This is a genomic window from Pseudomonas sp. DY-1 (assembly GCF_003626975.1).
GTDB lineage: Bacteria > Pseudomonadota > Gammaproteobacteria > Pseudomonadales > Pseudomonadaceae > Metapseudomonas.
On record NZ_CP032616.1, the window covers coordinates 279,661 to 304,378 of the forward strand.

At 63.7% G+C, this 24,718-nt stretch carries 28 protein-coding genes; 23 read left to right on the forward strand and 5 right to left on the reverse strand.

Annotation, left to right across the window (positions count from 1 at the left end; translation table 11 throughout):
- The first annotated feature begins 39 nt into the window (after positions 1-39).
- The 8 genes from D6Z43_RS01530 (at position 40) to D6Z43_RS01565 (ending at position 6,178) form a co-directional block, all read left to right on the forward strand.
- Positions 40-1,152: a chemotaxis response regulator protein-glutamate methylesterase gene (locus D6Z43_RS01530; RefSeq protein ID WP_120649959.1), complete on the forward strand. Its 1,113-nt coding sequence runs from the start codon at positions 40-42 to the stop codon at positions 1,150-1,152.
- Positions 1,153-1,168: 16 nt separating this feature from the next.
- A complete protein-coding gene (locus tag D6Z43_RS01535) occupies positions 1,169-1,909 on the forward strand; it encodes a flagellar motor protein (protein ID WP_120649960.1) in 741 nt (246 codons plus the stop codon).
- A 10-nt stretch (positions 1,910-1,919) separates the two neighbouring features.
- The gene (gene motD, locus D6Z43_RS01540; protein ID WP_120649961.1) at positions 1,920-2,807 is read left to right on the forward strand and encodes a flagellar motor protein MotD; all 888 of its coding nucleotides are present in this window, start codon (positions 1,920-1,922) and stop codon (positions 2,805-2,807) included.
- A 49-nt stretch (positions 2,808-2,856) separates the two neighbouring features.
- Positions 2,857-3,645, forward strand: a complete 789-nt coding sequence (locus tag D6Z43_RS01545; protein ID WP_120649962.1) for a ParA family protein — start codon at positions 2,857-2,859, stop codon at positions 3,643-3,645.
- An 87-nt stretch (positions 3,646-3,732) separates the two neighbouring features.
- The gene (locus D6Z43_RS01550) at positions 3,733-4,578 is read left to right on the forward strand and encodes a CheW domain-containing protein (RefSeq protein ID WP_120649963.1); all 846 of its coding nucleotides are present in this window, start codon (positions 3,733-3,735) and stop codon (positions 4,576-4,578) included.
- 92 nt (positions 4,579-4,670) lie between these two features.
- On the forward strand, positions 4,671-5,150 hold the full coding sequence (locus tag D6Z43_RS01555; protein WP_016493839.1) for a chemotaxis protein CheW: 480 nt from the start codon (positions 4,671-4,673) through the stop codon (positions 5,148-5,150).
- Between the two features lies 1 nt (position 5,151).
- The gene (locus tag D6Z43_RS01560; RefSeq protein ID WP_120649964.1) at positions 5,152-5,562 is read left to right on the forward strand and encodes a DUF2802 domain-containing protein; all 411 of its coding nucleotides are present in this window, start codon (positions 5,152-5,154) and stop codon (positions 5,560-5,562) included.
- Between the two features lie 178 nt (positions 5,563-5,740).
- On the forward strand, positions 5,741-6,178 hold the full coding sequence (locus tag D6Z43_RS01565; protein ID WP_120649965.1) for a rhodanese-like domain-containing protein: 438 nt from the start codon (positions 5,741-5,743) through the stop codon (positions 6,176-6,178).
- On the opposite strand, the gene D6Z43_RS01570 is transcribed toward D6Z43_RS01565, so the two are convergent.
- Both D6Z43_RS01570 and D6Z43_RS01575 read right to left on the reverse strand, forming a co-directional pair.
- On the reverse strand, positions 6,159-6,488 hold the full coding sequence (locus D6Z43_RS01570; protein ID WP_120649966.1) for an EscU/YscU/HrcU family type III secretion system export apparatus switch protein: 330 nt from the start codon (positions 6,486-6,488) through the stop codon (positions 6,159-6,161). The genes D6Z43_RS01565 and D6Z43_RS01570 overlap by 20 nt on opposite strands.
- Complete coding sequence (locus tag D6Z43_RS01575; protein ID WP_120649967.1) at positions 6,485-8,023, reverse strand: flagellar hook-length control protein FliK; 1,539 nt, start codon at positions 8,021-8,023, stop codon at positions 6,485-6,487. The genes D6Z43_RS01570 and D6Z43_RS01575 overlap by 4 nt, the downstream gene beginning before the upstream one ends.
- 133 nt (positions 8,024-8,156) lie before the next feature.
- Between D6Z43_RS01575 and ccmA the strand changes: the two genes are divergently transcribed.
- The 11 genes from ccmA (at position 8,157) to D6Z43_RS01630 (ending at position 16,268) form a co-directional block, all read left to right on the forward strand.
- Positions 8,157-8,810 carry a cytochrome c biogenesis heme-transporting ATPase CcmA gene (gene ccmA, locus D6Z43_RS01580; RefSeq protein WP_174235597.1) on the forward strand — a complete coding sequence of 218 codons (654 nt, stop codon included), beginning with the start codon at positions 8,157-8,159 and terminating at the stop codon, positions 8,808-8,810.
- Complete coding sequence (ccmB, locus tag D6Z43_RS01585) at positions 8,807-9,478, forward strand: heme exporter protein CcmB (RefSeq protein ID WP_120649969.1); 672 nt, start codon at positions 8,807-8,809, stop codon at positions 9,476-9,478. The genes ccmA and ccmB overlap by 4 nt, the downstream gene beginning before the upstream one ends.
- 70 nt (positions 9,479-9,548) lie before the next feature.
- Entirely contained in the window at positions 9,549-10,301 is a 753-nt protein-coding gene (locus D6Z43_RS01590) for a heme ABC transporter permease (protein WP_120649970.1), read from the forward strand.
- Positions 10,301-10,477 carry a heme exporter protein CcmD gene (gene ccmD / locus D6Z43_RS01595; RefSeq protein WP_120649971.1) on the forward strand — a complete coding sequence of 59 codons (177 nt, stop codon included), beginning with the start codon at positions 10,301-10,303 and terminating at the stop codon, positions 10,475-10,477. Before D6Z43_RS01590 ends, ccmD begins: the two co-directional genes overlap by 1 nt.
- Positions 10,474-10,920, forward strand: coding sequence for a cytochrome c maturation protein CcmE (gene ccmE / locus D6Z43_RS01600; RefSeq protein ID WP_120649972.1), 447 nt, complete (start codon positions 10,474-10,476; stop codon positions 10,918-10,920). The genes ccmD and ccmE overlap by 4 nt, the downstream gene beginning before the upstream one ends.
- Before the next feature lie 4 nt (positions 10,921-10,924).
- A complete protein-coding gene (locus D6Z43_RS01605) occupies positions 10,925-12,898 on the forward strand; it encodes a heme lyase CcmF/NrfE family subunit (protein ID WP_120649973.1) in 1,974 nt (657 codons plus the stop codon).
- Positions 12,895-13,431, forward strand: a complete 537-nt coding sequence (locus D6Z43_RS01610; protein WP_120649974.1) for a DsbE family thiol:disulfide interchange protein — start codon at positions 12,895-12,897, stop codon at positions 13,429-13,431. Before D6Z43_RS01605 ends, D6Z43_RS01610 begins: the two co-directional genes overlap by 4 nt.
- Complete coding sequence (locus D6Z43_RS01615; RefSeq protein WP_120649975.1) at positions 13,428-13,916, forward strand: cytochrome c-type biogenesis protein; 489 nt, start codon at positions 13,428-13,430, stop codon at positions 13,914-13,916. The genes D6Z43_RS01610 and D6Z43_RS01615 overlap by 4 nt, the downstream gene beginning before the upstream one ends.
- Positions 13,913-15,124 carry a c-type cytochrome biogenesis protein CcmI gene (gene ccmI / locus D6Z43_RS01620; RefSeq protein WP_120649976.1) on the forward strand — a complete coding sequence of 404 codons (1,212 nt, stop codon included), beginning with the start codon at positions 13,913-13,915 and terminating at the stop codon, positions 15,122-15,124. Before D6Z43_RS01615 ends, ccmI begins: the two co-directional genes overlap by 4 nt.
- Positions 15,121-15,567, forward strand: a complete 447-nt coding sequence (locus D6Z43_RS01625) for a hypothetical protein (RefSeq protein WP_120649977.1) — start codon at positions 15,121-15,123, stop codon at positions 15,565-15,567. Before ccmI ends, D6Z43_RS01625 begins: the two co-directional genes overlap by 4 nt.
- A 152-nt stretch (positions 15,568-15,719) precedes the next feature.
- Positions 15,720-16,268: a DUF4124 domain-containing protein gene (locus D6Z43_RS01630; protein WP_120649978.1), complete on the forward strand. Its 549-nt coding sequence runs from the start codon at positions 15,720-15,722 to the stop codon at positions 16,266-16,268.
- A 3-nt stretch (positions 16,269-16,271) separates the two neighbouring features.
- Here D6Z43_RS01630 and D6Z43_RS01635 read toward each other — a convergent pair whose 3' ends face one another.
- Entirely contained in the window at positions 16,272-17,075 is an 804-nt protein-coding gene (locus D6Z43_RS01635) for a helix-turn-helix transcriptional regulator (protein ID WP_120649979.1), read from the reverse strand.
- A 207-nt stretch (positions 17,076-17,282) separates the two neighbouring features.
- Between D6Z43_RS01635 and D6Z43_RS01640 the strand changes: the two genes are divergently transcribed.
- Entirely contained in the window at positions 17,283-18,647 is a 1,365-nt protein-coding gene (locus tag D6Z43_RS01640) for an APC family permease (protein WP_120649980.1), read from the forward strand.
- A gap of 15 nt (positions 18,648-18,662) precedes the next feature.
- Positions 18,663-19,769, forward strand: coding sequence for a P1 family peptidase (locus D6Z43_RS01645; protein WP_120649981.1), 1,107 nt, complete (start codon positions 18,663-18,665; stop codon positions 19,767-19,769).
- A gap of 18 nt (positions 19,770-19,787) precedes the next feature.
- Here D6Z43_RS01645 and D6Z43_RS01650 read toward each other — a convergent pair whose 3' ends face one another.
- Positions 19,788-20,786 (reverse strand): sulfate ABC transporter substrate-binding protein, encoded by a 999-nt coding sequence (locus D6Z43_RS01650; RefSeq protein WP_120649982.1) that lies wholly within the window; start codon positions 20,784-20,786, stop codon positions 19,788-19,790.
- A 202-nt stretch (positions 20,787-20,988) separates the two neighbouring features.
- Positions 20,989-23,169 carry a patatin-like phospholipase family protein gene (locus tag D6Z43_RS01655; RefSeq protein WP_120649983.1) on the reverse strand — a complete coding sequence of 727 codons (2,181 nt, stop codon included), beginning with the start codon at positions 23,167-23,169 and terminating at the stop codon, positions 20,989-20,991.
- A 72-nt stretch (positions 23,170-23,241) separates the two neighbouring features.
- On the opposite strand from D6Z43_RS01655, the gene D6Z43_RS01660 reads away from it, so the two are divergent.
- Both D6Z43_RS01660 and rfaD read left to right on the forward strand, forming a co-directional pair.
- On the forward strand, positions 23,242-23,526 hold the full coding sequence (locus tag D6Z43_RS01660; protein WP_120649984.1) for a SelT/SelW/SelH family protein: 285 nt from the start codon (positions 23,242-23,244) through the stop codon (positions 23,524-23,526).
- Between the two features lie 87 nt (positions 23,527-23,613).
- Positions 23,614-24,642 carry an ADP-glyceromanno-heptose 6-epimerase gene (gene rfaD, locus D6Z43_RS01665; protein WP_120649985.1) on the forward strand — a complete coding sequence of 343 codons (1,029 nt, stop codon included), beginning with the start codon at positions 23,614-23,616 and terminating at the stop codon, positions 24,640-24,642.
- Positions 24,643-24,718: the final 76 nt, after the last annotated feature.

Genomic DNA, 24,718 nt, shown 5'->3' on the forward strand with positions numbered 1-24,718 from the left:
GGTGGCCGGGAACGGCCGCCCGCTAGGAGCTTTTTTCTTATGGCAGTCAAGGTTCTGGTGGTGGATGACTCCGGGTTCTTCCGCCGCCGCGTCACGGAAATTCTTTCTTCCGACCCCAATATCCAGGTGGTGGGCACTGCCACCAATGGCCGCGAAGCCATTGACCAGGCACTGGCGCTCAAACCCGATGTCATCACCATGGATTACGAGATGCCGATGATGGACGGCATCACCGCAGTGCGGCACATCATGCAGCGCTGCCCGACGCCGGTCATGATGTTCTCCTCGCTGACCCACGAAGGCGCCCGCGTCACTCTCGATGCCCTGGATGCTGGCGCGGTGGATTTCCTGCCGAAGAATTTCGAGGACATCTCGCGCACCCCCGAGAAGGTCAAGCAACTGCTTTGCGAGAAAGTGCACAGCATCGCTCGCAGCAACCGCCGCTACAGCAGCTTCAGTGCCCCGGCGCAACCGGCTTATGCGGCCCCGGCAGCTGCCGCCAGCATCCCGGCGCGCCCGGCTCATGCCCCGGCGCAGCCCAGCCATGCTGCACCGGCAACGCCGGCAGCCTCCGCCGCCCCAAAGCGTAAGGCCTACCGGTTGGTGGCGATTGGCACCTCCACCGGCGGGCCGGTTGCCCTGCAACGTGTACTCACCCAGCTGCCGGCCAATTTTCCGGCCCCCCTGGTATTGGTCCAGCACATGCCGGCGGCCTTCACCAAGGCTTTTGCCGAACGTCTGGACAAGCTTTGCCGGATTACCGTCAAGGAAGCGGAGGATGGTGACGTCCTGCGTCCGGGCCTGGCCCTGCTCGCACCCGGTGGCAAGCAGATGATGGTCGACACGCGTGGCGTGGTGCGCATCCTCCCCGGCGACGAGCGCCTGAACTACAAGCCCTGCGTGGACATCACCTTTGGCTCGGCTGCCAAGGCCTACAATGACAAGGTCCTGGCGGTGGTGCTGACCGGCATGGGCGCCGATGGTCGCGAAGGTGCGCGCCTGCTCAAGCAGGGCGGCAGCCAGATATGGGCACAGGATGAAGCCAGCTGCGTGATCTACGGCATGCCCATGGCAGTGGTGAAGGCCAACCTGGCCGATGCGGTCTATGGCCTGGACGATATTGGCCGCCACCTGGTCGAGGCGTGCATGTAATGGAGAAACCCAGGTAATGGATGTACTGAGCCTCATCGGGGTAATCCTGGCCTTCGTCGCCATCATCGGCGGCAATTACCTCGAAGGCGGCCATGCCGCAGCCCTGCTCAACGGACCTGCGGCACTCATCGTTCTGGGTGGCACCCTGGGCGCGGCTTTCCTGCAGACGCCCATGAGCATCTTCAAGCGAGCGCTGGCCATCTTCCGCTGGATTCTCTTTCCACCCCAAGTGGACCTCGCCGGTGGCATCACTCGTGTGGTGAACTGGAGCATGACCGCGCGCAAGGAGGGCTTGCTGGGCCTGGAACCGGTCGCCGACAGCGAACCCGACCCATTCGCTCGCAAGGGCCTGCAACTGCTGGTGGATGGCGCAGAACCGGAATCCATCCGCAGCATCCTCGAGGTTGATCTCTTCACCCAGGAGGGGCGCGACCTGCAAGCTGCCAAGGTATTCGAGAGCATGGGCGGCTACGCACCCACCATCGGCATCATCGGTGCCGTCATGGGCCTGATCCACGTAATGGGCAACCTGGCAGACCCCAGCCAACTGGGGGGCGGTATAGCGGTGGCCTTCGTCGCTACCATCTACGGCGTCGGTTTCGCCAACCTGCTGCTTCTGCCCATCGGCAACAAGCTGAAGTCCATCGCCATTCGCCAGTCGCGTTACCGCGAAATGCTGCTGGAGGGCATCCTCTCCATCGCCGAAGGCGAGAACCCGCGATCGATCGAACTCAAGCTGCAAGGCTTCATGGATTGAGGAACGGGCCATGGCGCGCAGGCGGCATCAGGAAGAACATGAGAATCACGAACGCTGGCTGGTGTCCTACGCGGACTTCATCACTCTGCTGTTCGCCTTCTTCGTGGTGATGTACTCCATCTCCTCGATCAACGAGGGCAAGTACAAGATCCTTTCGGAAACCTTGGTCGGCGTGTTCAACCAGCCCGACCGCTCGATCAAGCCGATCCCGGTAGGCGAGGAAAAGCCGCGTACCACCGAGCCTGACCGCAGCATGGTGGAAGAGAGCGAGCGTAGCCAGAGCTCGATCGACGATCCGGGTGCCGATCCGCTGCAAGAGATCGCCCAGAGCGTACGCGATGCCTTCGGCGACTTGATCAAATCCGAGCAGTTGAATGTGCGCGGTAACGAACTCTGGGTGGAGATCGAGATGAACTCCAGTCTGCTGTTTCCCAGTGGTGACGCCGTTCCCAATGACGTGGCTTTCACCTTGATCGAGAAAGTCGCCAGGATTCTGGCGCCCTACGACAATCCTGTTCACGTCGAAGGTTTCACTGACAACCTGCCCATTGCCACCTCGCAGTTCCCCTCCAATTGGGAGCTTTCCACGGCGCGTGCCGCCAGCATCGTGCGCATGCTGGCCATGGACGGTTTGGCGCCCCGCCGCCTGGCAGCGGTGGGCTATGGTGAGTTCCAGCCGGTTGCGGATAACGCCACGGCCGAAGGGCGCGCGCGCAATCGGCGCGTGGTGCTGGTGATCTCCCGCAATCTCGATGTGCGCCGCAGTGTCAGCGGCGTCGGTAGCGCCAATGCCAAGCCGGATGCCGCGCTGCAGAGGGCTGGCACGCAACCTGCACCAGCAGCGCCAGCACAGGCCCCTGCAGCGGGTGCCGTCAATTCCCCGTCACCTGCCCCATAGGGCAGGTTGAAAGTCTCGGCGCATCAGCGCAGCCGGGAGGATGAAGAAGATGAGAGTCTGGGCAGTAGCCAACCAAAAAGGTGGAGTCGGCAAGACCACCACGTCCATCGCCCTGGCAGGTCTGCTGGCCGATGCCGGCAAGCGCGTCGTGGTGGTTGACCTCGACCCCCACGGGTCGATGACCAGCTATTTCGGGCATGATCCGGACACGCTGGAACACAGCTGCTTCGACCTGTTCCTCAACCAGGGCAGCGTGCCCGATGGTTTGCCGCGCGAGCTGCTGCTGCAGACCAGCAACGAGCGCATCTCGCTGCTACCGTCCAGTACCGCACTTGCGACCCTCGAGCGCCAATCGCCGGGGCAGAATGGCCTCGGTCTGGTGATCGCCAAGAGCCTGGCGCAGCTCTGGCAGCAGTTCGACCACGCCATCATCGACAGCCCGCCGCTGCTCGGGGTGCTGATGGTCAACGCCCTGGCGGCCAGCCAGCAGCTGGTGATTCCGGTGCAGACCGAATTCCTTGCAGTGAAGGGCCTGGAACGCATGGTCAGCACGCTGAGCATGATCAACCGCTCGCGCAAGCAGGCTCTGCCCTACACCATCGTGCCGACGCTGTTCGACCGTCGGACCCAGGCGTCGCTCAATACCCTCAAAGTGCTGCGCAACAACTACCCGGAGAATCTCTGGCAGGCCTACATTCCGGTGGATACCCGACTGCGCGATGCCAGTCGCGCCGGCGTCACGCCGTCGCAGTACGACTCCAACAGCCGCGGCGTGATTGCCTACCGCGCTTTGCTCAAGCACCTGCTCAGCCAGCAACTGGCCACCCAGGTGGCCTGAGATGCGCTGCAACGCCGACTGCTGGAGCTCAAGTGAAGTGTGCCGCCTGCCGATAGGCTCTACAGATCAATTCCGTGGGTTCCCAACATGAGTCGTCCTCTCGCCACAGCCACCCGCCCGCAACTGGCTCTGCAGTCCTACCTGGATGCGCTGTTGCAAGAGGCTTCAGTCGAGCTGGCGGAAAGCATCAGCCGGGAAGAGTTCGAAGCCGCGGTGCTGGAAGAACAGGTACGTGACGCACGCCTGACTCACGTGCTGGAGGCAGCGCCGGCGCCGCTGGCTACTCCGATCCCGGTTGCGCCGGAGTTGGAAGTAGAGCCGCTGCTGGTCCTGGAGCCCGAAGTGCTTGTGCCGGCTGAGGTTGTGACCGCGCCGGAACTCGCGCAGGCGCGCGTCGAGCCGCTGGTAGAGCTCGGCATGCCGGGCGCGCTCCATTCAGATGTTCCCGCGCTCGTTGCCGGTGGGCGGCCCGCGTGGGGTGAAGAACCTTTCGAGTGCCTGCTGTTCGATGTCGCCGGACTGACACTGGCCGTTCCGCTGGTGTCGCTTGGCTCCATCTACCCTCTGGCCGGTCAGGAGCTGACGCCCTTGTTCGGACAGCCGGACTGGTTCCTCGGCATACTGCCGTGCCAGGCGGGCAACCTCAAAGTGCTGGATACCGCGCGCTGGGTCATGCCCGAGCGCTACCGTGACGACTTCCGCGAGGGCCTGCAGTACGTGATTTCGGTGCAGGGTTACGAGTGGGGGCTGGCGGTTCATCAGGTCAGCCGTTCCATCCGCCTGGACCCGAACGAAATCAAATGGCGCAGCCAGCGTAGCCAAAGGCCCTGGTTGGCCGGTACCGTAATCGAACACATGTGTGCGCTGCTGGACGTCTCGGCCCTCGCCGAGCTGATCGCCAGCGGCGCCATCAAGCGCATGTCACTTAATTGAGGGGTGGCTCCGTGCCGTACGGAGCTCCATGAACACAACAGCGGGTTAACCCGCGTACGCCGCCCAGGGTGGCTCAAGAGAGGCTAGGGAACATGAAGAAATCGTCCGCTCAAGGTGCCGAAGATCCCATCCTGCAATGGGTGACTTTCCGCCTGGACAATGAAACCTACGGCATCAACGTAATGCAGGTGCAGGAAGTTCTGCGTTACACCGAAATCGCTCCGGTACCGGGGGCCCCGAGCTACGTGCTGGGCATCATCAACCTGCGTGGCAACGTGGTGACGGTGATCGACACCCGCCAGCGTTTCGGCCTTGGCCCGGCGCCGGTGACCGATAACACCCGCATCGTCATCATCGAGGCGGACAAGCAGGTGGTGGGCATCCTCGTCGACAGCGTGGCCGAGGTCGTCTACCTCCGCCAGTCGGAGATCGAGACCGCCCCCAACGTCGGTAACGACGAATCCGCCAAGTTCATCCAGGGCGTCTGCAACAAGAACGGCGAACTGCTGATCCTCGTCGAGTTGGACAAGATGATGAGCGAGGAAGAGTGGTCCGAGCTGGAGAGCATCTGAGTTGATCTGGATTGCACTGCTCGCGGTGGTTCTGGCCCTGGCGTGCGCTGGCCTGGGCGCGACTTGCTACTGGCTGGCCAAGCGCCTGCGCCAGGAAGTGGAGGCGCAGGCCAAGCGCGACGCAGTGCGCGACCAGAAGATCAAGGAGCTGGGGCGCCGTCTCGAAGCCTATTTCGACGGCAGCGTGCGTATGGGCGAAGACCTTCAGGAGCTGCGTCGCGTAGTGGCTCCGCTGCCGGACAAACTGAGCCGGATGGAGCAGCGCGACCCCACGAGCCTTTCCTTCTCCCAGGCGGCGCGTCTGGTAGGTCTCGGCGCCAGCGTCGATGACCTCACCCATTCCTGTGGGCTGACCAAGGCCGAAGCCGAACTGGTGAGCAGGCTCCATCAGGCAAAGTCGGAGCATGACTGATACCGGCAGCGAGGGTTGCGCTGGCCACCACTCATGCACGGGCAACCTCACTTTCCGTCAGCTGCTTTAGCGCGAGCTGTTCTTAGCGCTATCGCCGTCCGTTCCAATCGTTCCAATTCTTGGCTATGCGCTTGACCTAAGCTGAAATTCCGGGGCTTCTCTCCGGGGAGGTCCGGCGATGCGTCTGCTTCCAGTTCTGTTGTTATGCCTGATGTCCTGCCTGCAGGCCCAGGAAGCCCCCATGGAAGTAAAGGGCGCAATGACGGTCAACGTGTTGCAGGCACGTTACCTGTATGAGCGCGGCGCGATCTTCATCGATGTAAGGCCTACGCGCGAGTGGACCTGGGGCCATATTCATGGCGCCCTGCACCTTGACCTGCTCGATCGGTTCAGTGACCTGGCCCAGCCACAATGGCCGCGCCAGATACCCCTGGTGATCTATTGCGACAGCGAGGTCTGCCCCCACGGTGCTCAGGCGGTGAAGATGGCCGTCAGCTGGGGCTATCGGCAGGTGTTCTATTTCCGCGAAGGGTACTTTGCGTGGCAATTGCAGGACTTCCCCCAGGGTAAGGGACTGGCGGGGGAACGCCTGGTACTCAGTAACCCGGACCGTTGAGCAGTGGCAGGGCAGGGGTGACATCACGTTCGGCATCGGGGTCGAAGCCGTCCGGGCATTTGCCTTTCAGGTACCAGGCGAATGCAATGATCTCAGCGATGGTGCGGTAGAGCGGCTCGGGGATGGCATCGCCCAGTTCCAGACGTGCCAGCAGACGTACCAGGTCAGCGTTCTCGTAGATGGGCACTTCGTACTCGCGGGCGATGGCGAGGATGGCTTCCGCCAGTTCGTCGTCACCCTTGGCGGTCAGGTTGGGGGCGCTTGTACCGTCGTAGGAGAGGGCAATGGCCTGGCGCGGTCTCTTGCTCATGCGGTCTCATCCACCCAGCGTTGTTCGAGTGTGGTGCGGTGCCCGCGCGGTGGCTGGCCCTGGATGCAGGCCAGTTCGCCGACGGTAAGGCCCGCGGCCTGAAGGCGCTCACGCAGGTTCGGCAGTTCGCGATCTATCAATCCGGCGGTACCGGCGCGTTCCGCCCATAGCTGACTGGACAGGCTGCCCTGTGCCAGTTGCGCCTGGACCTGCAGTGGCCCTAGGGGCTCCAGATCGAAGGCCAGTTCGATACGCCAGAGACTTTCCTTGCGCTCGTTCTTTTCCTGCCGGCCTTCCTGCTCCTGTTGCAGCTTGATCTGCAGCGGGACGATGTCTTGCTGGTTGCGCATCGGCACTTCGAGCTGCCAGGTGGTCAGCAGGTTGCCTTCTGGCGTCACTTGGGTCTGGGCGAGGCTGGAGAGTTGATGCGTCTGCAGTCGGGAAACGGCAGCGGCGGCCAGTTTGAGCAGTGTTTCCAGGTCGCCTTCTTCTTCGGCGGCCTGCGCCAGGCGCGAGGGCAGGGGGAAACTCAGCGCCTGCTGGCGGGCATTGGCCTGGCCGAGGGCACCCAGAGCGTTGCGGATGAACGCCGGCAGTGCCTGGGCCATGGCATTGCTGGTGCCGATGGTCGGCAGGCTGGTGGCGGTAGGCAAAGACGGCAGCAACTGGGCGACCAGGCGCAGCAGGTTGGCCTTGAAGTCCTGGGCCAGGGAGCCGGACTGCCCGGCCAGGAGTCGTGACTCCAGTAGGGCACCGCTGTTCTCCAGGGCGGCTGCCAGGACCTTGGGGTCGCCAAGCTGGCGGATGTCGGGCAATGCGCCAAGCAGCTTGTCCATGGCCGCGCGCAGGTTTTCCGGCAGGCTCTCCCGGCCGGTGCTTTGCAGAGCGCCGAGCAAGGCGTCGAGGGAGCCCTGGCGGCTTTGCTGCCCGGCCAGTTGCTGGGTGAGTTCGAGTTGGTCCAATTGAGCGGCGAGGGGCAGGAACTGCAGCATCTGGCTACCTTGGACCTGGGCACTCAGCAGGCTGCCGATGGCCAGCGGGCGCGGGCTTTCGATGTTCAGTTGGCTACCGGCCAGCGGGGTGTTGAGCACGTTCACCAGTACCTTGTAGACCGCCGACTGGGCCTTGCCCTGGGTGGCCAGTTCGCTTGCCACGACCTTGCCCTGGACCAGGGTGCCCACCGGCAGCAGGTCGAGATCGAGGCTGCCGAGGGCACGTTCGCCGCCTTTTAGTGCCATGGCCAGGCGGGTATCCGACAGGGCAGTGATGTTGAGCAGGCTTCCCTGGGCCAAAGGGCGCGTGCTGCTGGCCTCAAGCGTGGTCTGAGTGCCATTGGCCAGGGTCAGCTTGAGCAGCAGTTGGAAGCTCTGAGCGGTTTCCTTCAGGGCGATGACTTCGGCGTCGGCGCTTTCACCGGCGGCCAGCAGTCCGTCCAGGGGCTGAAGCAGTTTGAGCGCCATGTCCGCCGCGTTTTGCACGGGGCGGGAAACGGGCTGGCTGGGTGGGAGAGGGCGCGCGCCGCTGATTTCGGTCATGAAGGGGTTACAACCTGTCGAAAAAGCTCGCTTCGGGGGGGGGATATGGCATGTATAATGCCGCCCCGTCCGGGCCGGCTGCGAGCCTTGGAGTTCTCCATTATAGCGGCCGGCACCTTCCTGACTTGAATACATCCCGGGTACTCATGCCGTGACCAGTCCCTATCTCGAGACCGTGGCCCTCGCCTGCGAGCGGGATTGGCGCCTGCTGTTCGAGCGGCTGGACTTGCAACTGTCCCGTGGCGAGATGCTCCAGGTCGCCGGCCCCAATGGCAGTGGCAAGACCAGCCTGCTGCGTCTCCTCTGCGGTCTGATGCAGCCCACTGCCGGTGAAGTTCGCCTGAACGGCAAGCCATTGGCCAGCCAGCGCAGCGAGCTGGCGCGCAACCTCCTGTGGATCGGTCATGCCGCCGGTATCAAGGGTTTGCTGACCCCGGAGGAAAACCTGCGCTGGCTCTGCGCCTTGCACCAGCCCGCCGAGCGCGACGCCATCTGGCGGGCACTGGAAGCGGTCGGCCTGCGTGGTTTTGAAGATGTACCCTGCCACACCCTGTCCGCCGGGCAGCAGCGCCGCGTCGCGCTGGCACGCCTGTACCTGGACGCGCCACCGCTGTGGATTCTCGATGAACCCTTCACCGCCCTCGACAAGCAGGGTGTTGCCCAGCTAGAGGCTCATCTGGCGAGCCATTGCGAGCAGGGCGGCCTGGTTGTCTTCACGACTCACCACACCATGGGCCAGGTACCCACCGGCTACCGTGAACTCGACCTGGGGCAGCGCCGCGCATGAGCAACGTCTTCACACTGCTGGTCGCCCGCGAAGCCCGCCTGCTGGTACGCCGTCCGGCGGAATTGGCCAACCCGCTGGTGTTCTTCGCCATAGTGGTCGCATTGTTTCCGCTGGCCGTCGGCCCCGAGACCCAATTGTTGCAAAGCCTTTCCCCCGGCCTGGTCTGGGTAGCGGCCCTGCTGGCCGTCCTGCTCTCGCTGGACGGGCTTTTCCGCAGTGACTTCGAAGACGGCTCCCTCGAACAGTGGGTCGTTTCGCCGCACCCCCTGCCGCTTCTGGTCCTGGCCAAGGTGCTGGCACACTGGCTCTTTTCCGGATTGGCCCTGGTGCTGCTGGCCCCGTTGCTGGCACTGATGCTTGGCCTGCCGGCACGATGCCTGCCCGTCCTGCTGATTTCGCTGTTGCTGGGTACCCCGGTCTTGAGCCTGCTGGGCGCCGTCGGCGCCGCGCTGACTGTCGGTCTCAAGCGTGGTGGCCTCTTGCTGGCGCTGCTGATCCTGCCGCTGTACATCCCGGTGCTGATTCTCGGCAGCGGGGCGTTGCAGGCGGCCTTGCAAGGATTGCCGACCGTCGGCCACCTGTTGTGGCTGGCGAGCCTCACCGCCCTGGCGGTGACCCTGACACCCTTTGCCATTGCCGCTGGCCTGACCATCAGCGTCGGCGAATAAGAAATAGAGTTGCCCTGATGAGAAAACTGCCGATGTCCGAACAGGCCGCAGCGCCGAGCAGGTGGCCCCGATGAACTGGACCTGGTTCCACAAGCTCGGGTCGCCGAAGTGGTTCTATGAGATCAGCGGTCGCTGGCTGCCCTGGCTCGCCTGGGGAGCGGTGATCCTGATTACCCTCGGCCTGGTCTGGGGGTTGGCTTTCGCGCCGCCGGACTACCAGCAGGGCAACAGCTTCCGAATCATCTACATCCATGTGCCGGCGGCCTTCCTCGCCCAGTCCTGCTACATCATGCTCGCCGTGTGCGGGGTAGTGGGTCTGGTCTGGAAGATGAAACTCGCCGATGTCGCCTTGCAGGCCGCCGCGCCTATCGGTGCCTGGATGACCTTCGTGGCTCTGGTTACCGGCGCCATCTGGGGCAAGCCGACCTGGGGCGCCTGGTGGGTGTGGGATGCCCGCCTCACGTCGATGCTCATCCTCCTTTTCCTGTACTTCGGTCTCATTGCCCTCGGGCAGGCGATCAGCAATCGTGACAGTGCTGCCAAGGCCTGTGCGGTGCTGGCGATCGTCGGCGTGATCAATATCCCGATCATCAAGTACTCGGTGGAGTGGTGGAACACCCTGCACCAGCCTGCCACCTTCAAAATCACTGAGAAGCCGGCCATGCCGGCGGAAATGTGGGTGCCGCTGCTGATCATGGTGCTCGGCTTCTACTGCTTCTTCGGCGCCGTGATGCTGATGCGCATGCGCCTGGAAGTGCTCAAGCGCGAGTCCCGCGCCAGCTGGGCCAAGGCCGAGATTCAGGCACAAGTGGGTAAGGTCTGATGAGTTTTTCTTCCTTCACCGAATTTCTCGCCATGGGTAACCATGGCCTGTATGTCTGGACCGCCTACGGCATCAGCTTGGTGGTACTGGCCATCAACGTCGCCATGCCGCTGATCGCGCGGCGCCGTTACCTGCAAGACGAGGCGCGTCGTTTGCGCCGGGAGGAGTCGAAGTGAATCCGGTTCGCAAGAAGCGCCTGTTCATCATCCTTGCCATCCTGGCGGGTGTGGGCATCGCCGTGGCGCTGGCGCTGTCCGCGCTGCAACAGAACATCAACCTGTTCTACACCCCCACTCAGATCGCCAATGGCGAGGCCCCGCAGGACACCCGTATTCGTGCTGGCGGCATGGTGGAAAAGGGCTCGGTGCAACGCAGCGGCGACTCCCTGGACGTGCAGTTCGTCGTGACCGATTTCGCGAAGAACGTGACCATCCGCTACCACGGCATTCTTCCCGACCTGTTCCGTGAAGGGCAGGGCATTGTCGCCCTTGGCAAGCTGAATGCCGATGGCGTGCTGGTGGCTGACGAAGTGCTGGCCAAGCACGATGAGAACTACATGCCGCCGGAAGTGACCAAGGCCCTCAAGGAAAGTGGCCAACTCCCGAAGAAGGAGGGGTGACCTGATGATTCCCGAACTCGGCCACCTGGCCCTGATTCTTGCCCTGTGCATGGCTGTGGTGCAGGCGACCTTGCCGCTGATCGGCGCCTGGCGTGGTGACCGCCAGTGGATGAGCCTGGCTCAGCCCGCTGCCTGGGGGCAGTTCACCTTCCTGGCCTTTGCCTTCGGCTGCCTGACCTACGCGTTCATGGTGGATGACTTCTCCGTCGCCTATGTCGCCAGCAACTCCAACAGTGCACTGCCCTGGTACTTCAAGTTCAGTGCCGTCTGGGGCGCCCACGAAGGCTCGTTGCTGCTGTGGGCCCTGATCCTCGGTGGCTGGACCTTCGCGGTTTCGATCTTCTCCCGGCAACTGCCGGAAGTGATGCTGGCTCGTGTGCTGGCGGTCATGGGGATGATCAGCATCGGCTTCCTGCTGTTCCTGATCGTCACTTCCAACCCGTTCAATCGCCTGCTGCCGAACATGCCGGCTGACGGCAACGACCTCAATCCGTTGCTGCAGGACTTCGGCCTGATCGTCCATCCGCCGATGCTGTACATGGGCTACGTGGGCTTCTCGGTGGCCTTCGCCTTCGCCATCGCCGCATTGCTCGGCGGACGGCTGGATGCCGCCTGGGCGCGCTGGTCGCGGCCATGGACCATCATCGCCTGGGCTTTCCTTGGCGTCGGCATCGTGCTCGGCTCCTGGTGGGCCTACTACGAGCTGGGCTGGGGCGGCTGGTGGTTCTGGGATCCGGTGGAAAACGCCTCCTTCATGCCATGGCTGGTGGGCACTGCGCTGATTCACTCCCTGGCAGTGACCGAGAAACGCGGCGTGTTCAAGAGTTGGACCGTGCTGCTGGCCATCGCGGCGTTCTCCCTCAGCCTGCTGGGCACCTTCCTGGTCCGTTCCGGCGTGCTGACCTCTGTACACGCCTTTGCCTCCGACCCGGAGCGCGGTGTGTTCATCCTGGCGTTCCTGCTGTTGGTAGTGGGCGGTTCGCTGGCGCTGTTCGCGGTGCGTGCTCCCGTTGTGAAGAGCCAGGTGGGCTTCGCTCTCTGGTCCCGCGAGACCCTGCTCCTGGTGAACAACCTGGTGCTGGTGGTGGCGGCGTCGATGATCCTGCTCGGCACCCTCTACCCGCTGGTACTGGATGCCTTGTCTGGCGCCAAGCTGTCGGTGGGCCCGCCGTACTTCAATGCCCTGTTCCTGCCGTTGATGGGCCTCGTCATGCTGGCCCTGGCGGTCGGCGTGCTGGTGCGCTGGAAGGATACGCCGGTGAAATGGCTGCTGGGCATGCTCGGTCCGGTGCTGATCGGCAGCCTGCTGTTGGGTGTGCTGGCCGCCTTCTTCTATGGCGACTTCCACTGGGCGGTGCTGGCTGTGGGCGCGTTGTCCGCCTGGGTCGTGCTGGCCGGTGTTCGCGATCTGCTCGACAAGACCCGTCACAAGGGCCTGCTCAAAGGCGCCGCTGGCCTGACCCGTAGCTACTGGGGCATGCAACTGGCCCACGCCGGTATCGCCGTCTGTGCCCTGGGCGTAGTGCTATCCAGCCAGTACAGCGCTGAGCGCGACCTGCGGCTGGCTCCGGGCGAGTCGGTGGAGTTGGGCGGCTATCGTTTCCTCTTCGAGGGCGCTGCGCATCATGAAGGCCCGAACTTCACCTCCGACAAGGGAACCGTGATCGTCTATGAGGGCGAGAACCAGGTGACGGTATTGCACCCGGAGAAGCGGCTCTACACCGTTCAGCAATCGGTGATGACCGAAGCCGGCATCGACGCTGGCTTCACCCGCGATCTCTACGTCGCGCTCGGCGAACCCCTGGACAATGGCGCCTGGGCTGTGCGCGTTCACGTCAAACCCTTCGTCCGCTGGATCTGGCTGGGCGGCTTGCTGATGGGCCTTGGCGGCCTGCTGGCGGCCTTCGACCGCCGCTACCGCGTGAAAGTGAAGACCCGCGTCCGTGAGGCGCTGGGGATGGCTGGAGCCCAAGCATGAAGCGTTTGATCCTCGTCCTGCCGCTGCTGGGCTTCCTTGCCATCGCGGTATTCCTTTATCGCGGGCTGTTCCTTGACCCGGCCGAGTTACCCTCGGCCCTGATCGGCAAACCGTTCCCGGCCTTCTCGCTGCCCAATGTCACCGGCGAGCGCACCCTCACCGAGGCCGATCTCAAAGGTAAGCCGGCGCTGGTCAACGTCTGGGGCACCTGGTGTGTCTCCTGCCGCGTCGAGCACCCGGTGCTGAACAAGCTGGCACAGATGGGCGTGACCATCTACGGCGTCAACTACAAGGATGACAACGCCGCCGCGCTGAAATGGCTAAAGGAATTCCACAACCCTTATCAGCTGGACATCCGCGACGAACAGGGCAGCCTCGGTCTGGACCTGGGCGTGTATGGCGCGCCGGAAACCTTCCTGATCGACAAGGACGGCATCATTCGCCACAAGTTCGTCGGCGTGATCGACGAAGTGGTCTGGCGCGAGCAACTGGCCCCTCTGTACCAGTCCCTGGCGGATGAGGGCGGCAAATGAAGCGTCTGATCGCTGCTGCCCTGCTGGGGCTGGCCCTTACCGGTGTCGCCAAGGCCGCCATCGATACCTACCAGTTCAAGGATGAGGCCGAGCGCGAGCGCTTCCGCGTCCTGACCGAAGAACTGCGTTGCCCGAAGTGCCAGAACCAGAATATCGCCGACTCCAACGCACCGATTGCCACCGACCTGCGCCGGGAAATCTTCCGCATGCTGGAGGAGGGCAAGAACAACGACGAGATCGTCGACTACCTGGTGGCGCGCTACGGCGACTTCGTGCGCTACAAGCCGCCGGTCAACGCACGCACCGTGTTGCTCTGGTATGGCCCCGCTGGGCTGCTGATAGGAGGGCTGGTGGTGCTGGGCATCATCGTCGTCCGCCGCCGCCGGGTAGAGAACAGCCCTGCGCAGGTGCTGCTTTCCGCCGATGAGCAGGCCCGCCTCGATGCCCTGCTGAACTCCGAGAACCAGGACAAGAAAGACTCATGATCGATTTCTGGCTCGCCGCCGGCCTGCTTCTGCTGGTCGCCCTGGCTTTCCTGCTGATCCCCGTGCTCCGCGGCCGCAAGGCCCAGACCGAGGAAGACCGCACCGCCCTCAACGTGGCCCTTTATCAGGAGCGCCTGGACGAACTGGACTCCCAGCACGCCGCCGGCACCCTGACGGCCGAGCAGTTCGAGGCTGGCCGCGCAGAAGCAGCCCGTGAGCTGTTGGCCGATACCGAAGGTGCCGACATCAACCGCATTTCCCGGTTGGGCAAGGCCCTGCCGCTGGTGGCCGCCATCCTTGCACCGGCACTCGGTTTTGGCCTGTACCTGCATTGGGGCGCCAGCAACAAGGTGGAGCTGGCCCGTGAACTGCGCGAGCAGCCGCGCAGCATCGAAGAAATGACTTCGCGCCTGGAGCGGGTGGTCGAGGCACAGCCGGAATCCGCTGAAGGCTGGTACTTCCTTGGTCGTACTTACATGGCCCAGGATCGGCCGGCGGACGCCGCGCGTGCCTACGAGCAGGCGGTCAAGCGCGGGGGCCGTGAGCCCGAGCTGCTTGGCCAGTGGGCACAGGCCCTGTACTTCGCCAGCCAGAAGAAGCTGACCCCCGAGGTCAAGGCTCTCACTGAAGAGGCCCTGAAGGCCGACCCCAATGAAATCACCAGTCTCGGACTGCTTGGTATTGCAGGCTTCGAGGAAGGCCGCTTCCAGGATGCGATCACCTACTGGGAGCGCCTGATCACCCAGCTTCCGGCTGACGACCCGTCCCGCGCTGCCCTGCAGGGCGGTATCGACAAGGCGCGCGAAAAGCTCAAGGAAAGCGGTGTGGCAGTAGAAGAGCCTGCCGCAGCCCCGGCTCCAACCGGTGCCCAGCTCAAGGTCCATGTCGATCTGGCGGCAGCACTGAAGGATAAGGTGCAGCCGGGCGACAGTGTGTTCATCTTCGCCCGCGCCACCTCCGGTCCGCCCATGCCACTGGCGGTCAAGCGCATGACTGTGGCCGACCTGCCGGTGGAAGTAAGCCTGAGCGACGCGGACGCGATGATGCCGCAGCTTAAGCTGTCCAACTTCCCACAGGTGCAACTGGTCGCCCGGATCTCCCGTAGTGGCAATGCGACCGCAGGTGAATGGATAGGAAGCAGTTCGCCGCTGTCTACTGGTACGTCGGATACCCAACGACTGACCATCGACAGCCCGGACAAGAAATGACCATCCAAACTGCACTTTCGGCAGCGCCGAGCACTCGCTTCGGCCTGCCCCTGATCTGTCTCCTGCTGACCCTGGCCGGCTGTGCTGGCCAGGGTCCGTACCATGAACCCGATGAGCCGGAGTGGGAGCCTTCCCGCACGCCGCCAGCGGTTCAGACTCCGCCGCCGCAGAATCGCCCCATTCCGCCGGTGCAGCCGCAGCCTCCCAAGCAGGCCCCGCGCATGAAGGCCCACCCGCGCTTCGCTCCGCCACCCGGTGGTAATTGCTATTGGGATACCGGCCTGGGCGTCTATGTGCTCGAAGGTGAGCGCAACGTCTTCTATCGCGAGCGCGTTTACTATCGCTGGGATAATGGCTGGAGCTACTCCAATAGCCCGCAGGGACCCTGGCAGCCCACCGACGCCAGCGGCGTTCCGGCAGGTCTAGGCCGGCATTTCCACTGATTCCGGCTTTGTGGAGCGAGCCCGCTGCCCGCTCCACGCCCCCTGGCCGCGCCGGGCCATAAGAGAAGATCTACACATCCTTGCCCCCGCCAGTTGCCCTCGACGAGCACCTTATGTAGTGTGCTGGCACTGCGCTATCTAGGAGGCCGAGGATGCCGCCCCGTCTTGCTTTTGCCGCCATTGCCCTGCTGTTGGCGCAACCCCTTACCGCCCAGGTCTACCAGTGGCGCGATGCCGATGGGAAGCTGCACTTCACCGACACTCCGCCGCCCCAGAGCCGCGCCGTACAGAGCGACAACCTCCAGGTGAACAGCATGGATGCGCTCCCGCCCAAGCAGCCGGAACCTGCTGTGGACGCCGCGGCGCAGTCACCATCGCTCACACCCGCCCAGCTCCAGCAAAAGGGCATGCAGCAGTGCTCTACGGCTATCGCGCGTATGCCCACCTTGATCAATGAGACGCAAAAGCTCGGTCGCGATGCAGTGCGCAAGCAGAAGATCACCCAGAACCAGCTGGACAAGGCCATGTTCAAGATGGACGACTTCTACAAGGGCTTGAAGCGCAACGAGCGTGAATGCGTGAGCGAGTACGTTGCCAGCGAGAAGAGCCGGGTTTCCATCGACTGCCTGGCCGATACGCAGGACGTGCTGACGTTCGGCCAGTGCATGCAGTTCGCCGAGTGGGCCGAGACTTTCAAGTAGAGCTCAGGGGTTTTCCGGGTCGTGTCCCAGGGCCTGGATGAACAGCGAGAACAACTCCGGTTGGGAAGAAATGTCCAGCTTGGCGTAGAGATGCCGACGATGCACTTTCACCGTTTCCGGTGAAATCGCCAGTCGCTCGGCCATGGCCTTGGACGAGTAACCCCGGAGGATCAGTCGGGCGATCTCCAGCTCCCGATCCGACAGCACACCGGCGCCGAACTGGCTCAGGGCGTCGCGCACCTGCGAGGCCACTTCATCCTGGCGTGTCAGCAACGGAACATGGGTGCGCTGCAGCCAGTGCTGTTTCATCAGTGGCAAGACCCATCCCGACAGCAACCCCAGCAATCCACACTCCTCGGCGCTGAAGCGGCGACGCATGCCCAGCGACAATGAGAGGCTGCTCTGGCTCTCCAGCTGGACGATGAATTGCACCTCGTCTTCCAGAACGTTGTCGTGGAAGTAGTTCAGGTAGTACTCGCTCTGGCGGAAATGGTCAGGTGCGATCTCTTCCAGCCGGTAGAAACCATTGGGTAGGCCTTCGCGGCAAGTCTGGTAGAACGGGTCGAGCAGGTACAAACCGTCCAGGTAGACAGGCATGGAGGCCGGCCCGGCCTGCGGTTCAGCGTCGTACTCCTCCTGGGGTTGAGGCGCCCCGTCGCTTGGGTAGAAGGTCGCCAGCGCATTGTCGAAGGGCAGCCACTGGTGCAGCAGCAGGATGAGCTGTTTCCAGAAGCGGTCGCCACCGAGCTGTCCGATTGTGCGGCCCAGGCCGGCGTGCAGGGCGGCTTCCCTGAACAGACTGTCCATCCGGTTCTCCGATCGATATGAGGGGAAGGGGTACCCAAGCTTGGCTGATCCGGGGCGGGCATCGTCAAGGGGCGTACTCCAATAGGGTGATTGGCGTTTCCGGGAGGTCTGCCGAGAATCTGCCCACAACGACAGCGTCCCCATCACGCGACGCACCTTACCAATTCCTACTGCCTCAACCACCAATAACAACCAGAGGATCAGGATATGCCCGCCCCCACCCCGGAGAACGGCGTGCTCAAGCCCAGGCTGAGCACCGCTGACGTAGTTGCCATCACTGTTTCCAGTGTCACCCCCGCGAGTTCAGTTTTCGTCATCGCGCCCTTCGCCATCCAGCAGGCTGGTAGCGGTGCCTTCCTTTCCTACGCGCTTGCCGGCGTGCTGGCGTTGATGTTCGCCTGGTCCTACGCGGAGCTGGGGCGTGCCCATAAGTCTGCCGGTGGCGAATACGTCTACGCCAAGCGCGTGTTCGGCGGCCTGCCCGGCTACGCGACCTTCCTCCTGGTGTTGGCGATGCTGCTGTTCATCCCGCCGGTGCTGGCCACCGGGGCTGCGACCTACCTCAATGTCGCGCTCGGCACGCAGCTCGACTCGCAAGTGGTCGCACTGGTGGTCGTGGCCGCCAGCTACCTGCTGGGTATCCTCAACATCAAGCTCAATGCCTGGGTCACTGGCGCCTGCCTGCTTCTGGAAGTGGCGGCCCTGCTGGTGATAGTCGCGCTCGGATTCGGTAATGCCTCGCAGCCGGCCAGCGTGCTATTGCATCCGCAGATCGTCGACAACGGCGTACTGGGCGTGGCACCCATGGCGCTGGTGCTGAGTGCAGTCGGCATGGCGCTGTTCTCCTACAACGGCTTCGGTGGGGCGGTGCTCATGGCCGAAGACATGAAATGTGGCGGTCGTGGGGTTCCCCGTGCTGTGCTCTGGTCGCTGCTGCTGGTGGTCGCCATCGAGCTGATCCCGCTCACCGCCATCCTCATCGGCGCACCGTCGCTCTCGGAAATGATCGCCAGCCCCGACCCCATCGGTTACCTGCTCACGAGCCATGGCAACGAGACGCTGTCGCGACTGGTCAGTGCCGGCATTTTCCTCTCCGTGTTCAACGCCATCATCGCCATCGTCATCCAGATCGGCCGAGTGATCTTCAGCAGCGGCCGCGACGAGCTGTGGATGCCTTCCCTCAATCGCGCTTTCACCCGCATCCATCCACGCTGGGAGTCGCCCTGGCTGGCCACGCTGTTCCTGGCCGTGCCGTCGGCGCTGCTCAGCTTCAGTTCCAACCTGGCGGAGATGACCTCCTTCACGGTGTTGCTGATCGTCCTGGTCTACCTGATCGTCGGCCTCTGTGCGCTCTTCAGTCGCGTATTGCGGCGTGATGTCGAGCACGGATACCGCATGCCGCTCTGGCCGCTGCCTGCGCTGCTGGCAGTCACCGGTGCGGGGTACTTGCTGCTCAAGCTGTCCCAGGAAGCATCCAGCCGGGATCTTTTGATCATCTTCGGGCTGCTGGCTGTATCGGCCATCCTCTATGGCACCTACGGCAAACTCAGCCCAGCTTTCCAGAAACTCTGATTCACAGGAGTCGCTATGCGCGCGCGTCAACTTGGTATCACCATCGGACTCGGTACGCCGGGTGAGTTCAACGCCATCACGGATGTGCCGGGTGTGCGGGTCGGCCACAGCACGATCTGCGAGGAGCGCGACGACAAGCCAGTGCGCACCGGTGTGACGGTGGTGCAGCCCCGTGACGGTTCGGCGCGCGAGCAGCCCTGCTTCGCCGGCTGCCATGTGCTCAACGGAAATGGGGATGCCACCGGACTGGAGTGGATTCGCGAGGCAGGCCTGTTGACCACGCCCATCGCCATTACCAATACCCACAGCGTCGGCGTGGTGCGCGATGCGCTCGTGGCTGCCGAGCGGGACGGGGCCAGGGATGCGGTGTACTGGTGCATGCCGGTGGTGATGGAAACCTACGATGGCCTGCTGAATGATATCTGGGGTCAGCATGTAGGGCCGGAACAGGTGACCGAGGCGCTGGTCGGGGCTCGCTCCGGTGCGGTGAGCGAAGGTCCGGTGGGCGGTGGTACCGGCATGATCTGCCACGAGTTCAAGGGCGGTATCGGAACCGCTTCCCGGCGTCTCGCCGCGGAGCAGGGGGGCTGGACCGTGGGCGCCCTGGTACAGGCGAACCATGGTGTGCGCCAGGAGCTGCGCGTGGATGGCTATCCGGTCGGCCGCGCGCTGCGGGAAATCGAGTCTCCCTTCGCCGAGCGTGATACCCCCGGTATGGGCTCCATTGTGGTCATTCTGGCAACCGATGCGCCGCTGCTGCCGCACCAATGCCAGCGCCTGGCCCAGCGTGCCTCCATCGGAATCGCCCGCACCGGTGGCGGTACCGAGGACTCCAGCGGCGACATCTTCCTCGCCTTCGCCACCGGCAACCGGGACATGCCTGCGGCGGACTACGCGCGCAAAGGCCTGCCGTTCAGCACGCCGCTCGCCATGGTCAACAACGATCACATCTCGCCATTGTTCGCGGCGGCTGCGGAGGCGGTGGAGGAGGCCATCATCAATGCGCTATTGGCCGGGCGCGAGATGGTCTGCGCGGACGGCCGGCGAGTTCCGGCGCTGGACGGGGAGACCCTGCTGGAGGCTCTGAAGGTACAGGGCTGGAGGGGGAAGCCTGCCCGCTGATGCGGGCAGGCCGGAGGTTTACTGACCGGTGTAGACCTGGTCGAAGATGCCGCCGTCGTTGAAGTGGGTCTTCTGCACGTCACGCCAGTTTCCGAAGGTCTTCTCCACGGAGAGGAATTCCACTTTCGGGAAACGGTCGGCGTACTTGGCGAGGATCTCCGGGTTGCGCGGGCGCAGGTAGTTGTTGGCGGCGATAGTCTGGCCTTCGTCGCTCCACAGGTACTTGAGATAGGCCTCGGCGGCAACGCGGGTACCTTTCTTGTCCACTACCTTGTCGACCACGGCCACCGGCGGCTCGGCCTCGGCGGAAACGCTGGGGTAGACCACTTCGAAACCACCACGGCCGAACTCGCGGGCGATCATCTCGGCTTCGTTTTCGAAGGTCACCAGCACGTCGCCGATCTGGTTCTGGATGAAAGTGGTGGTGGCGGCGCGGCCGCCGGTGTCCAGCACCGGCGCCTGCTTGAACAGCTTGCCGACGAACTCCTTAGCCTTGTTCTCGTCACCGCCGTTCTTGAGAACGTAGCCCCAGGCGGAAAGATAGGTGTAACGGCCGTTGCCGGAGGTCTTGGGGTTGGGGACCACGACCTGCACGCCATCCTTGAGCAGATCCGGCCAGTCCTTCAGGCCCTTGGGGTTGCCCTTGCGCACGATGAATACGGTGGCCGAAGTGAACGGCGCGCTGTTATTCGGCAGGCGGGCGGCCCAGTCCTGCGGCACCAGGCCGCCGTTGTCGGCCAAGGCGTTGATGTCGGTGGCCTGGTTCATGGTGATGACATCGGCGGGCAGGCCGTCGATCACCGCGCGGGCCTGTTTGCTGGAGCCGCCGTGGGACATCTGCAGGGTGATGTTCTCGCCTTTCTCCTCTTTCCAGTGCTTCTGGAAGGCGGCGTTGTAGTCCTTGTAGAAGTCGCGCATCACGTCGTAGGAAACGTTGAGCAGGGTCGGCGCGGCTTGGGCAGCGCTGGCCAGGGCGAGGCCGGCGGCAAGGAGGGAGGCGGAGAACAGTCGTTTCACAGGGCGTTCCTTCTAGGCAGTGTGAGCGGGCGACTATAGCTGATGGCCTTATGGGCTTTTAATACTAAAAGGTCATTTGGTTATTTCCATTCGCGCAGTCAGCTCTTGTCGGTTGTGGCTGAGCTGTGCGAGGCCCGACACGCGAAGCCGAGGCTTGCAATGTTGGGCTTCGCCGCGCTCTGCGCCAACCTGCGACAGCTCATCAAAACACTCGGCCGAGATTGAGGTAGAGCGCGCGTTCGGCTTCGTCATTCAGGCCGTAGCTGAAGTCCAGGGGCCCCAAGGGAGTGTCGAAGCTGATGAACACGCTGGCGGCGTTGATGTAGCCGCTGTCGAAGCTGTTGTCGTTGTTCCAGGCCCGGCCACGCTCCAGGCTACCGCCGACATACACCGGGAAGTCCAGCGGCAGGAAGGAGCGCTGGGTCAGGCGGCGGTAGTAGACCGCCCGCGCCAGACCGATGTTCTGTCCTGCGATGGAGTCCTGGCGAAATCCCGAGAGCTGGCGTGCACCGCCCAGAAGGAAGCTCGACGTGATCACTTCGGCATCATCCAGGGTACGACCGTAGCGGCCACCAAGGACGAAGGTGTCCGGACCTGCGCCCAGCGCCTTGTCGAGGCTCAGCTGCCACTGCCGATAGCGCTCGTCGGAACCCAGGCCGGGATCGAACTGGCGCAGGGTCAGGCTGATGTCCTCACCTTCGTGGGGGTAGTCCACATTGTCCAGGGTGTCGAAGGAGTACTTCAGCTCGTAGTAGCCCTCGGTGAACTCGAAGCTGGGCAGGTCGCGCTCGCCCACCCGCACATCCGCCTGGCCCCAGGCCTGGCCGACGCCGAAACGGATTTCACCGTTGTTGGCAATCTGCCGGCCCAGGTTGAGGCCGTAGCCGTAGCGCTCCAGGCGGTATTCGGCGATGGGGTCGTTGTCGAGGATGGCTTCGACGTTCTGTGCCTCGCCGAACAGATAGGGGGCGACGAAATAGCGCGAGCCGGCGTCCAGCGGTTGGTAGAACTCGCTATAGAGCTCCTGGTGGTCGCCCAGTTGCAGACGCGTCAGCCATTCGGCGCCCAGTTCGTTGATGCCGTTCTTGCGGTAGCTGGCACCCAGGTTGTAGGCGCTGTCGCCACGCATGTCGTCAGAAAGGTTCAGGCCCAGGCGCAGGTAGTCGGTCCCGGCGCGCTTGCCGCGTGCATTAATTACCAGGGCATTGCCGTCCTTGCGCTTGACCACCCGGTAATGCACCTGCTCGAAGTAGTCCAGGCCATACAGGGTACTCATGTCGCTCTGCAGACGGTCGAGATCCAGAGGTTGGCCCAGGGGCTGGCGAATGTAGCGACGGATGACCGCGTCCCCGATCTTCGAGTCGTTCTCGATGAGGATGCTGCGGATCACCGGCGTGCGCTCACTGGGCAGGCGCGCGCTGTCCAGTTCCTGGTCGCGACTGGCTGACAGGGGGCGCAGCTCGGTCAGCCGGGTGGCGAGTATCTGTGTGGCCCGGTAGCCAGCGTCGATCATCTCGTGGGATCGGCCGAAATCGGTGGCGCCGTAGCCGGCCAGCGGCGGCTGGATGAGAACGTCAGTGGGCTCGAGCGTGGCCAGCTGGGCTTCGGAGTTGGTGCGGGTCATCAGGGTGACCGACTGGTTGAGGACGTCCACCACCGTGGCCAGTTCCTTGCGTGAGCGCAGCGGCGTTCCGATGTCGACCACGATCACGCGGTCCACGCCCATCTCGCGCGCCACGTCCACCGGGATGTTATCCACCATGCCGCCGTCCACCAGCAGTCGCCCGTTCACTTCCACCGGGGCGAAAACTGCGGGTATCGACATGCTGGCGCGGATCGCCTGTGGCAGGTGGCCCTTGCGGAATACCACCTTCTCGCCGGTGGCAATGTCCGTGGCGACAGCGCGGAAGGGAATGGCCAACTGGTCGAAATCGCGAGTGTCGCTGGTGTGTACCAGCAAGCTCTCCAGCAGCAGGGCGAGGTTCTGGCCCTGGATCACACCCAGCGGCAGGCCGAGGCTGCCGTCGTCGCGGAAGCTCAGGCGTTGCTTGACCAGGAAATCACGGTCGTCCTGCTTGCGGCGGAAGGGGACTTCCTGGCGCGGCGGGTCGTCGGACAGCGCTTGCTGCCAGTCCATGTTGACGGCGATCTGCTCCAGCTCCTCCACCGGGTAGCCAGCAGCATATAGCCCGCCGATGACCGCCCCCATACTGGTGCCGGCGATGGCGTCGACCTTGATGCCCTGTTCCTCCAACGCCTTGAGTACGCCGATATGGGCAAGGCCGCGGGCGGCGCCGCCGGAGAGCACCAGACCGATGCGAGGTTCGGGCTGGGCGAGGCAAAGGAGGGGGAAAAACAGCAGGCAAAGCAGAAGGCGGCGCATAACGCATCCCTGGTCAGGCGAAGATCCGAAGCCGGCTATTATAGGGCGTCCAACCTGTCGCCGAGCCCAGCCATGTCCGCAAGCAAGCCCGAAATCGTCATCACCTACTGCACCCAGTGCCAATGGCTGTTGCGTGCCGCCTGGCTGGCCCAGGAACTGCTCAGCACCTTCGGCGACGACCTCGGCAGGGTGAGCCTGGAGCCTGGCACCGGCGGCGTGTTCCGTATTACCTGCGACGGCGTGCAGATCTGGGAGCGCAAGGTCGATGGCGGTTTCCCCGAGGCGAAGGTGCTCAAGCAGCGTGTGCGTGACCAGATCGACCCGGCGCGGGACCTCGGTCACAACGACCGTTCCTGATCCTTCCGCGTTTGCCTCAGATCAACGGGATGGCGCCTTTCGAGGCATAGCCTGACGGCATTTCCATCTTTGTGGAGGCAGTCCGTCATGAGCATCATCGTCACCGGTGCAGCCGGCTTCATCGGTAGCAACCTGGTTCAGGCACTCAACGGCCGCGGTGAGACCGACATCATCGCCGTCGACGATCTGACCGAGGGCGACAAGTTCCGCAACCTTGCCGATGGCGAGATCGCCGACTACCTGGACAAGCGGGACCTGCTCCCGCTTCTGCGCGAGGGGCGTCTGAGTCGGCCGAGCGCAGTGTTCCACCAGGGTGCCTGCTCCAGCACCATGGAAGGCGATGGACGCTTCATGATGGACAACAACTATCGCTACAGCTGCGAGCTGCTGGAGGCCTGCCTGGCCCAGGGCGTGCCCTTCATTTATGCGTCGTCGGCAGCTGTCTACGGTGGAAATCGAGTCTTCCGCGAGGAACGCGAGGCGGAACGGCCGCTGAACGTCTACGGCTATTCCAAGTTCCTCTTCGACCAGCGAGTGCGGCGCTTGCTACCAAAGGCACGCAGCCAGGTGGTTGGCCTGCGCTACTTCAACGTCTACGGCCCGCGCGAGTGCCACAAGGGGCGAATGGCATCGGTGGCCTTTCACTGCTTTCGACAGTACCGCGCGAGCGGCAAGGTCAGCCTGTTCGGTACTTACGAAGGCTATGGTGGCGGCGAGCACCTGCGGGACTTCGTTTCAGTGGAGGACGTGGCGCGGGTGAACCTGCACTTTCTCGACCAGCCACAGCGCTCCGGCATCTTCAATCTCGGCAGCGGACGGGCCCAGCCATTCAATGATGTGGCCTGGAGCATGGTCAACGCCTTGCGCGCCAATGAAGGCCTGCCGCCGCTCAGCCTGTCGGCGATGTGCGAGCAAGGCCTGCTGTCCTACAGCGAGTTTCCCGATGCCCTGCGCGGTAAGTACCAGTGTTTCACCCAGGCCGATATCAGCCGCTTGCGCCAAACCGGCTTCCGTCAGCCGATGCTGGACGTGCAGCAGGGCGTGGAACGCTATTGCCGCTGGTTGCTGGAACAGGAATCGGGCGGCGGGCTGCCGGAAGTGGGGCAGGCTGCCTGAACGTGTTTCGCGGAACCGGGCGGGTGTTGCCATTCCCCAGACGGCAGGCTGCGGGTAGCGCTCGCCCGCCCAGTTC

Excerpts from the sequence above, each read along its gene's own strand:
- ccmB (WP_120649969.1), top strand. The coding sequence starts at position 8,807 with ATGAGCAACGTCTTCACACTGCTGGTCGCCCGCGAAGCCCGCCTGCTG.
- D6Z43_RS01635 (WP_120649979.1), bottom strand. The coding sequence starts at position 17,075 with ATGGACAGTCTGTTCAGGGAAGCCGCCCTGCACGCCGGCCTGGGCCGC.
- D6Z43_RS01660 (WP_120649984.1), top strand. The coding sequence starts at position 23,242 with ATGTCCGCAAGCAAGCCCGAAATCGTCATCACCTACTGCACCCAGTGC.
- D6Z43_RS01625 (WP_120649977.1), top strand. The coding sequence starts at position 15,121 with ATGACCATCCAAACTGCACTTTCGGCAGCGCCGAGCACTCGCTTCGGC.
- D6Z43_RS01630 (WP_120649978.1), top strand. The coding sequence starts at position 15,720 with ATGCCGCCCCGTCTTGCTTTTGCCGCCATTGCCCTGCTGTTGGCGCAA.
- D6Z43_RS01640 (WP_120649980.1), top strand. The coding sequence starts at position 17,283 with ATGCCCGCCCCCACCCCGGAGAACGGCGTGCTCAAGCCCAGGCTGAGC.
- ccmD (WP_120649971.1), top strand. The coding sequence starts at position 10,301 with ATGAGTTTTTCTTCCTTCACCGAATTTCTCGCCATGGGTAACCATGGC.
- D6Z43_RS01535 (WP_120649960.1), top strand. The coding sequence starts at position 1,169 with ATGGATGTACTGAGCCTCATCGGGGTAATCCTGGCCTTCGTCGCCATC.
- D6Z43_RS01590 (WP_120649970.1), top strand. The coding sequence starts at position 9,549 with ATGAACTGGACCTGGTTCCACAAGCTCGGGTCGCCGAAGTGGTTCTAT.
- D6Z43_RS01550 (WP_120649963.1), top strand. The coding sequence starts at position 3,733 with ATGAGTCGTCCTCTCGCCACAGCCACCCGCCCGCAACTGGCTCTGCAG.
- motD (WP_120649961.1), top strand. The coding sequence starts at position 1,920 with ATGGCGCGCAGGCGGCATCAGGAAGAACATGAGAATCACGAACGCTGG.
- D6Z43_RS01575 (WP_120649967.1), bottom strand. The coding sequence starts at position 8,023 with ATGACCGAAATCAGCGGCGCGCGCCCTCTCCCACCCAGCCAGCCCGTT.
- D6Z43_RS01565 (WP_120649965.1), top strand. The coding sequence starts at position 5,741 with ATGCGTCTGCTTCCAGTTCTGTTGTTATGCCTGATGTCCTGCCTGCAG.
- D6Z43_RS01570 (WP_120649966.1), bottom strand. The coding sequence starts at position 6,488 with ATGAGCAAGAGACCGCGCCAGGCCATTGCCCTCTCCTACGACGGTACA.
- D6Z43_RS01555 (WP_016493839.1), top strand. The coding sequence starts at position 4,671 with ATGAAGAAATCGTCCGCTCAAGGTGCCGAAGATCCCATCCTGCAATGG.
- rfaD (WP_120649985.1), top strand. The coding sequence starts at position 23,614 with ATGAGCATCATCGTCACCGGTGCAGCCGGCTTCATCGGTAGCAACCTG.
- D6Z43_RS01530 (WP_120649959.1), top strand. The coding sequence starts at position 40 with ATGGCAGTCAAGGTTCTGGTGGTGGATGACTCCGGGTTCTTCCGCCGC.
- D6Z43_RS01645 (WP_120649981.1), top strand. The coding sequence starts at position 18,663 with ATGCGCGCGCGTCAACTTGGTATCACCATCGGACTCGGTACGCCGGGT.
- D6Z43_RS01545 (WP_120649962.1), top strand. The coding sequence starts at position 2,857 with ATGAGAGTCTGGGCAGTAGCCAACCAAAAAGGTGGAGTCGGCAAGACC.
- D6Z43_RS01655 (WP_120649983.1), bottom strand. The coding sequence starts at position 23,169 with ATGCGCCGCCTTCTGCTTTGCCTGCTGTTTTTCCCCCTCCTTTGCCTC.
- ccmI (WP_120649976.1), top strand. The coding sequence starts at position 13,913 with ATGATCGATTTCTGGCTCGCCGCCGGCCTGCTTCTGCTGGTCGCCCTG.
- D6Z43_RS01610 (WP_120649974.1), top strand. The coding sequence starts at position 12,895 with ATGAAGCGTTTGATCCTCGTCCTGCCGCTGCTGGGCTTCCTTGCCATC.
- D6Z43_RS01605 (WP_120649973.1), top strand. The coding sequence starts at position 10,925 with ATGATTCCCGAACTCGGCCACCTGGCCCTGATTCTTGCCCTGTGCATG.
- D6Z43_RS01615 (WP_120649975.1), top strand. The coding sequence starts at position 13,428 with ATGAAGCGTCTGATCGCTGCTGCCCTGCTGGGGCTGGCCCTTACCGGT.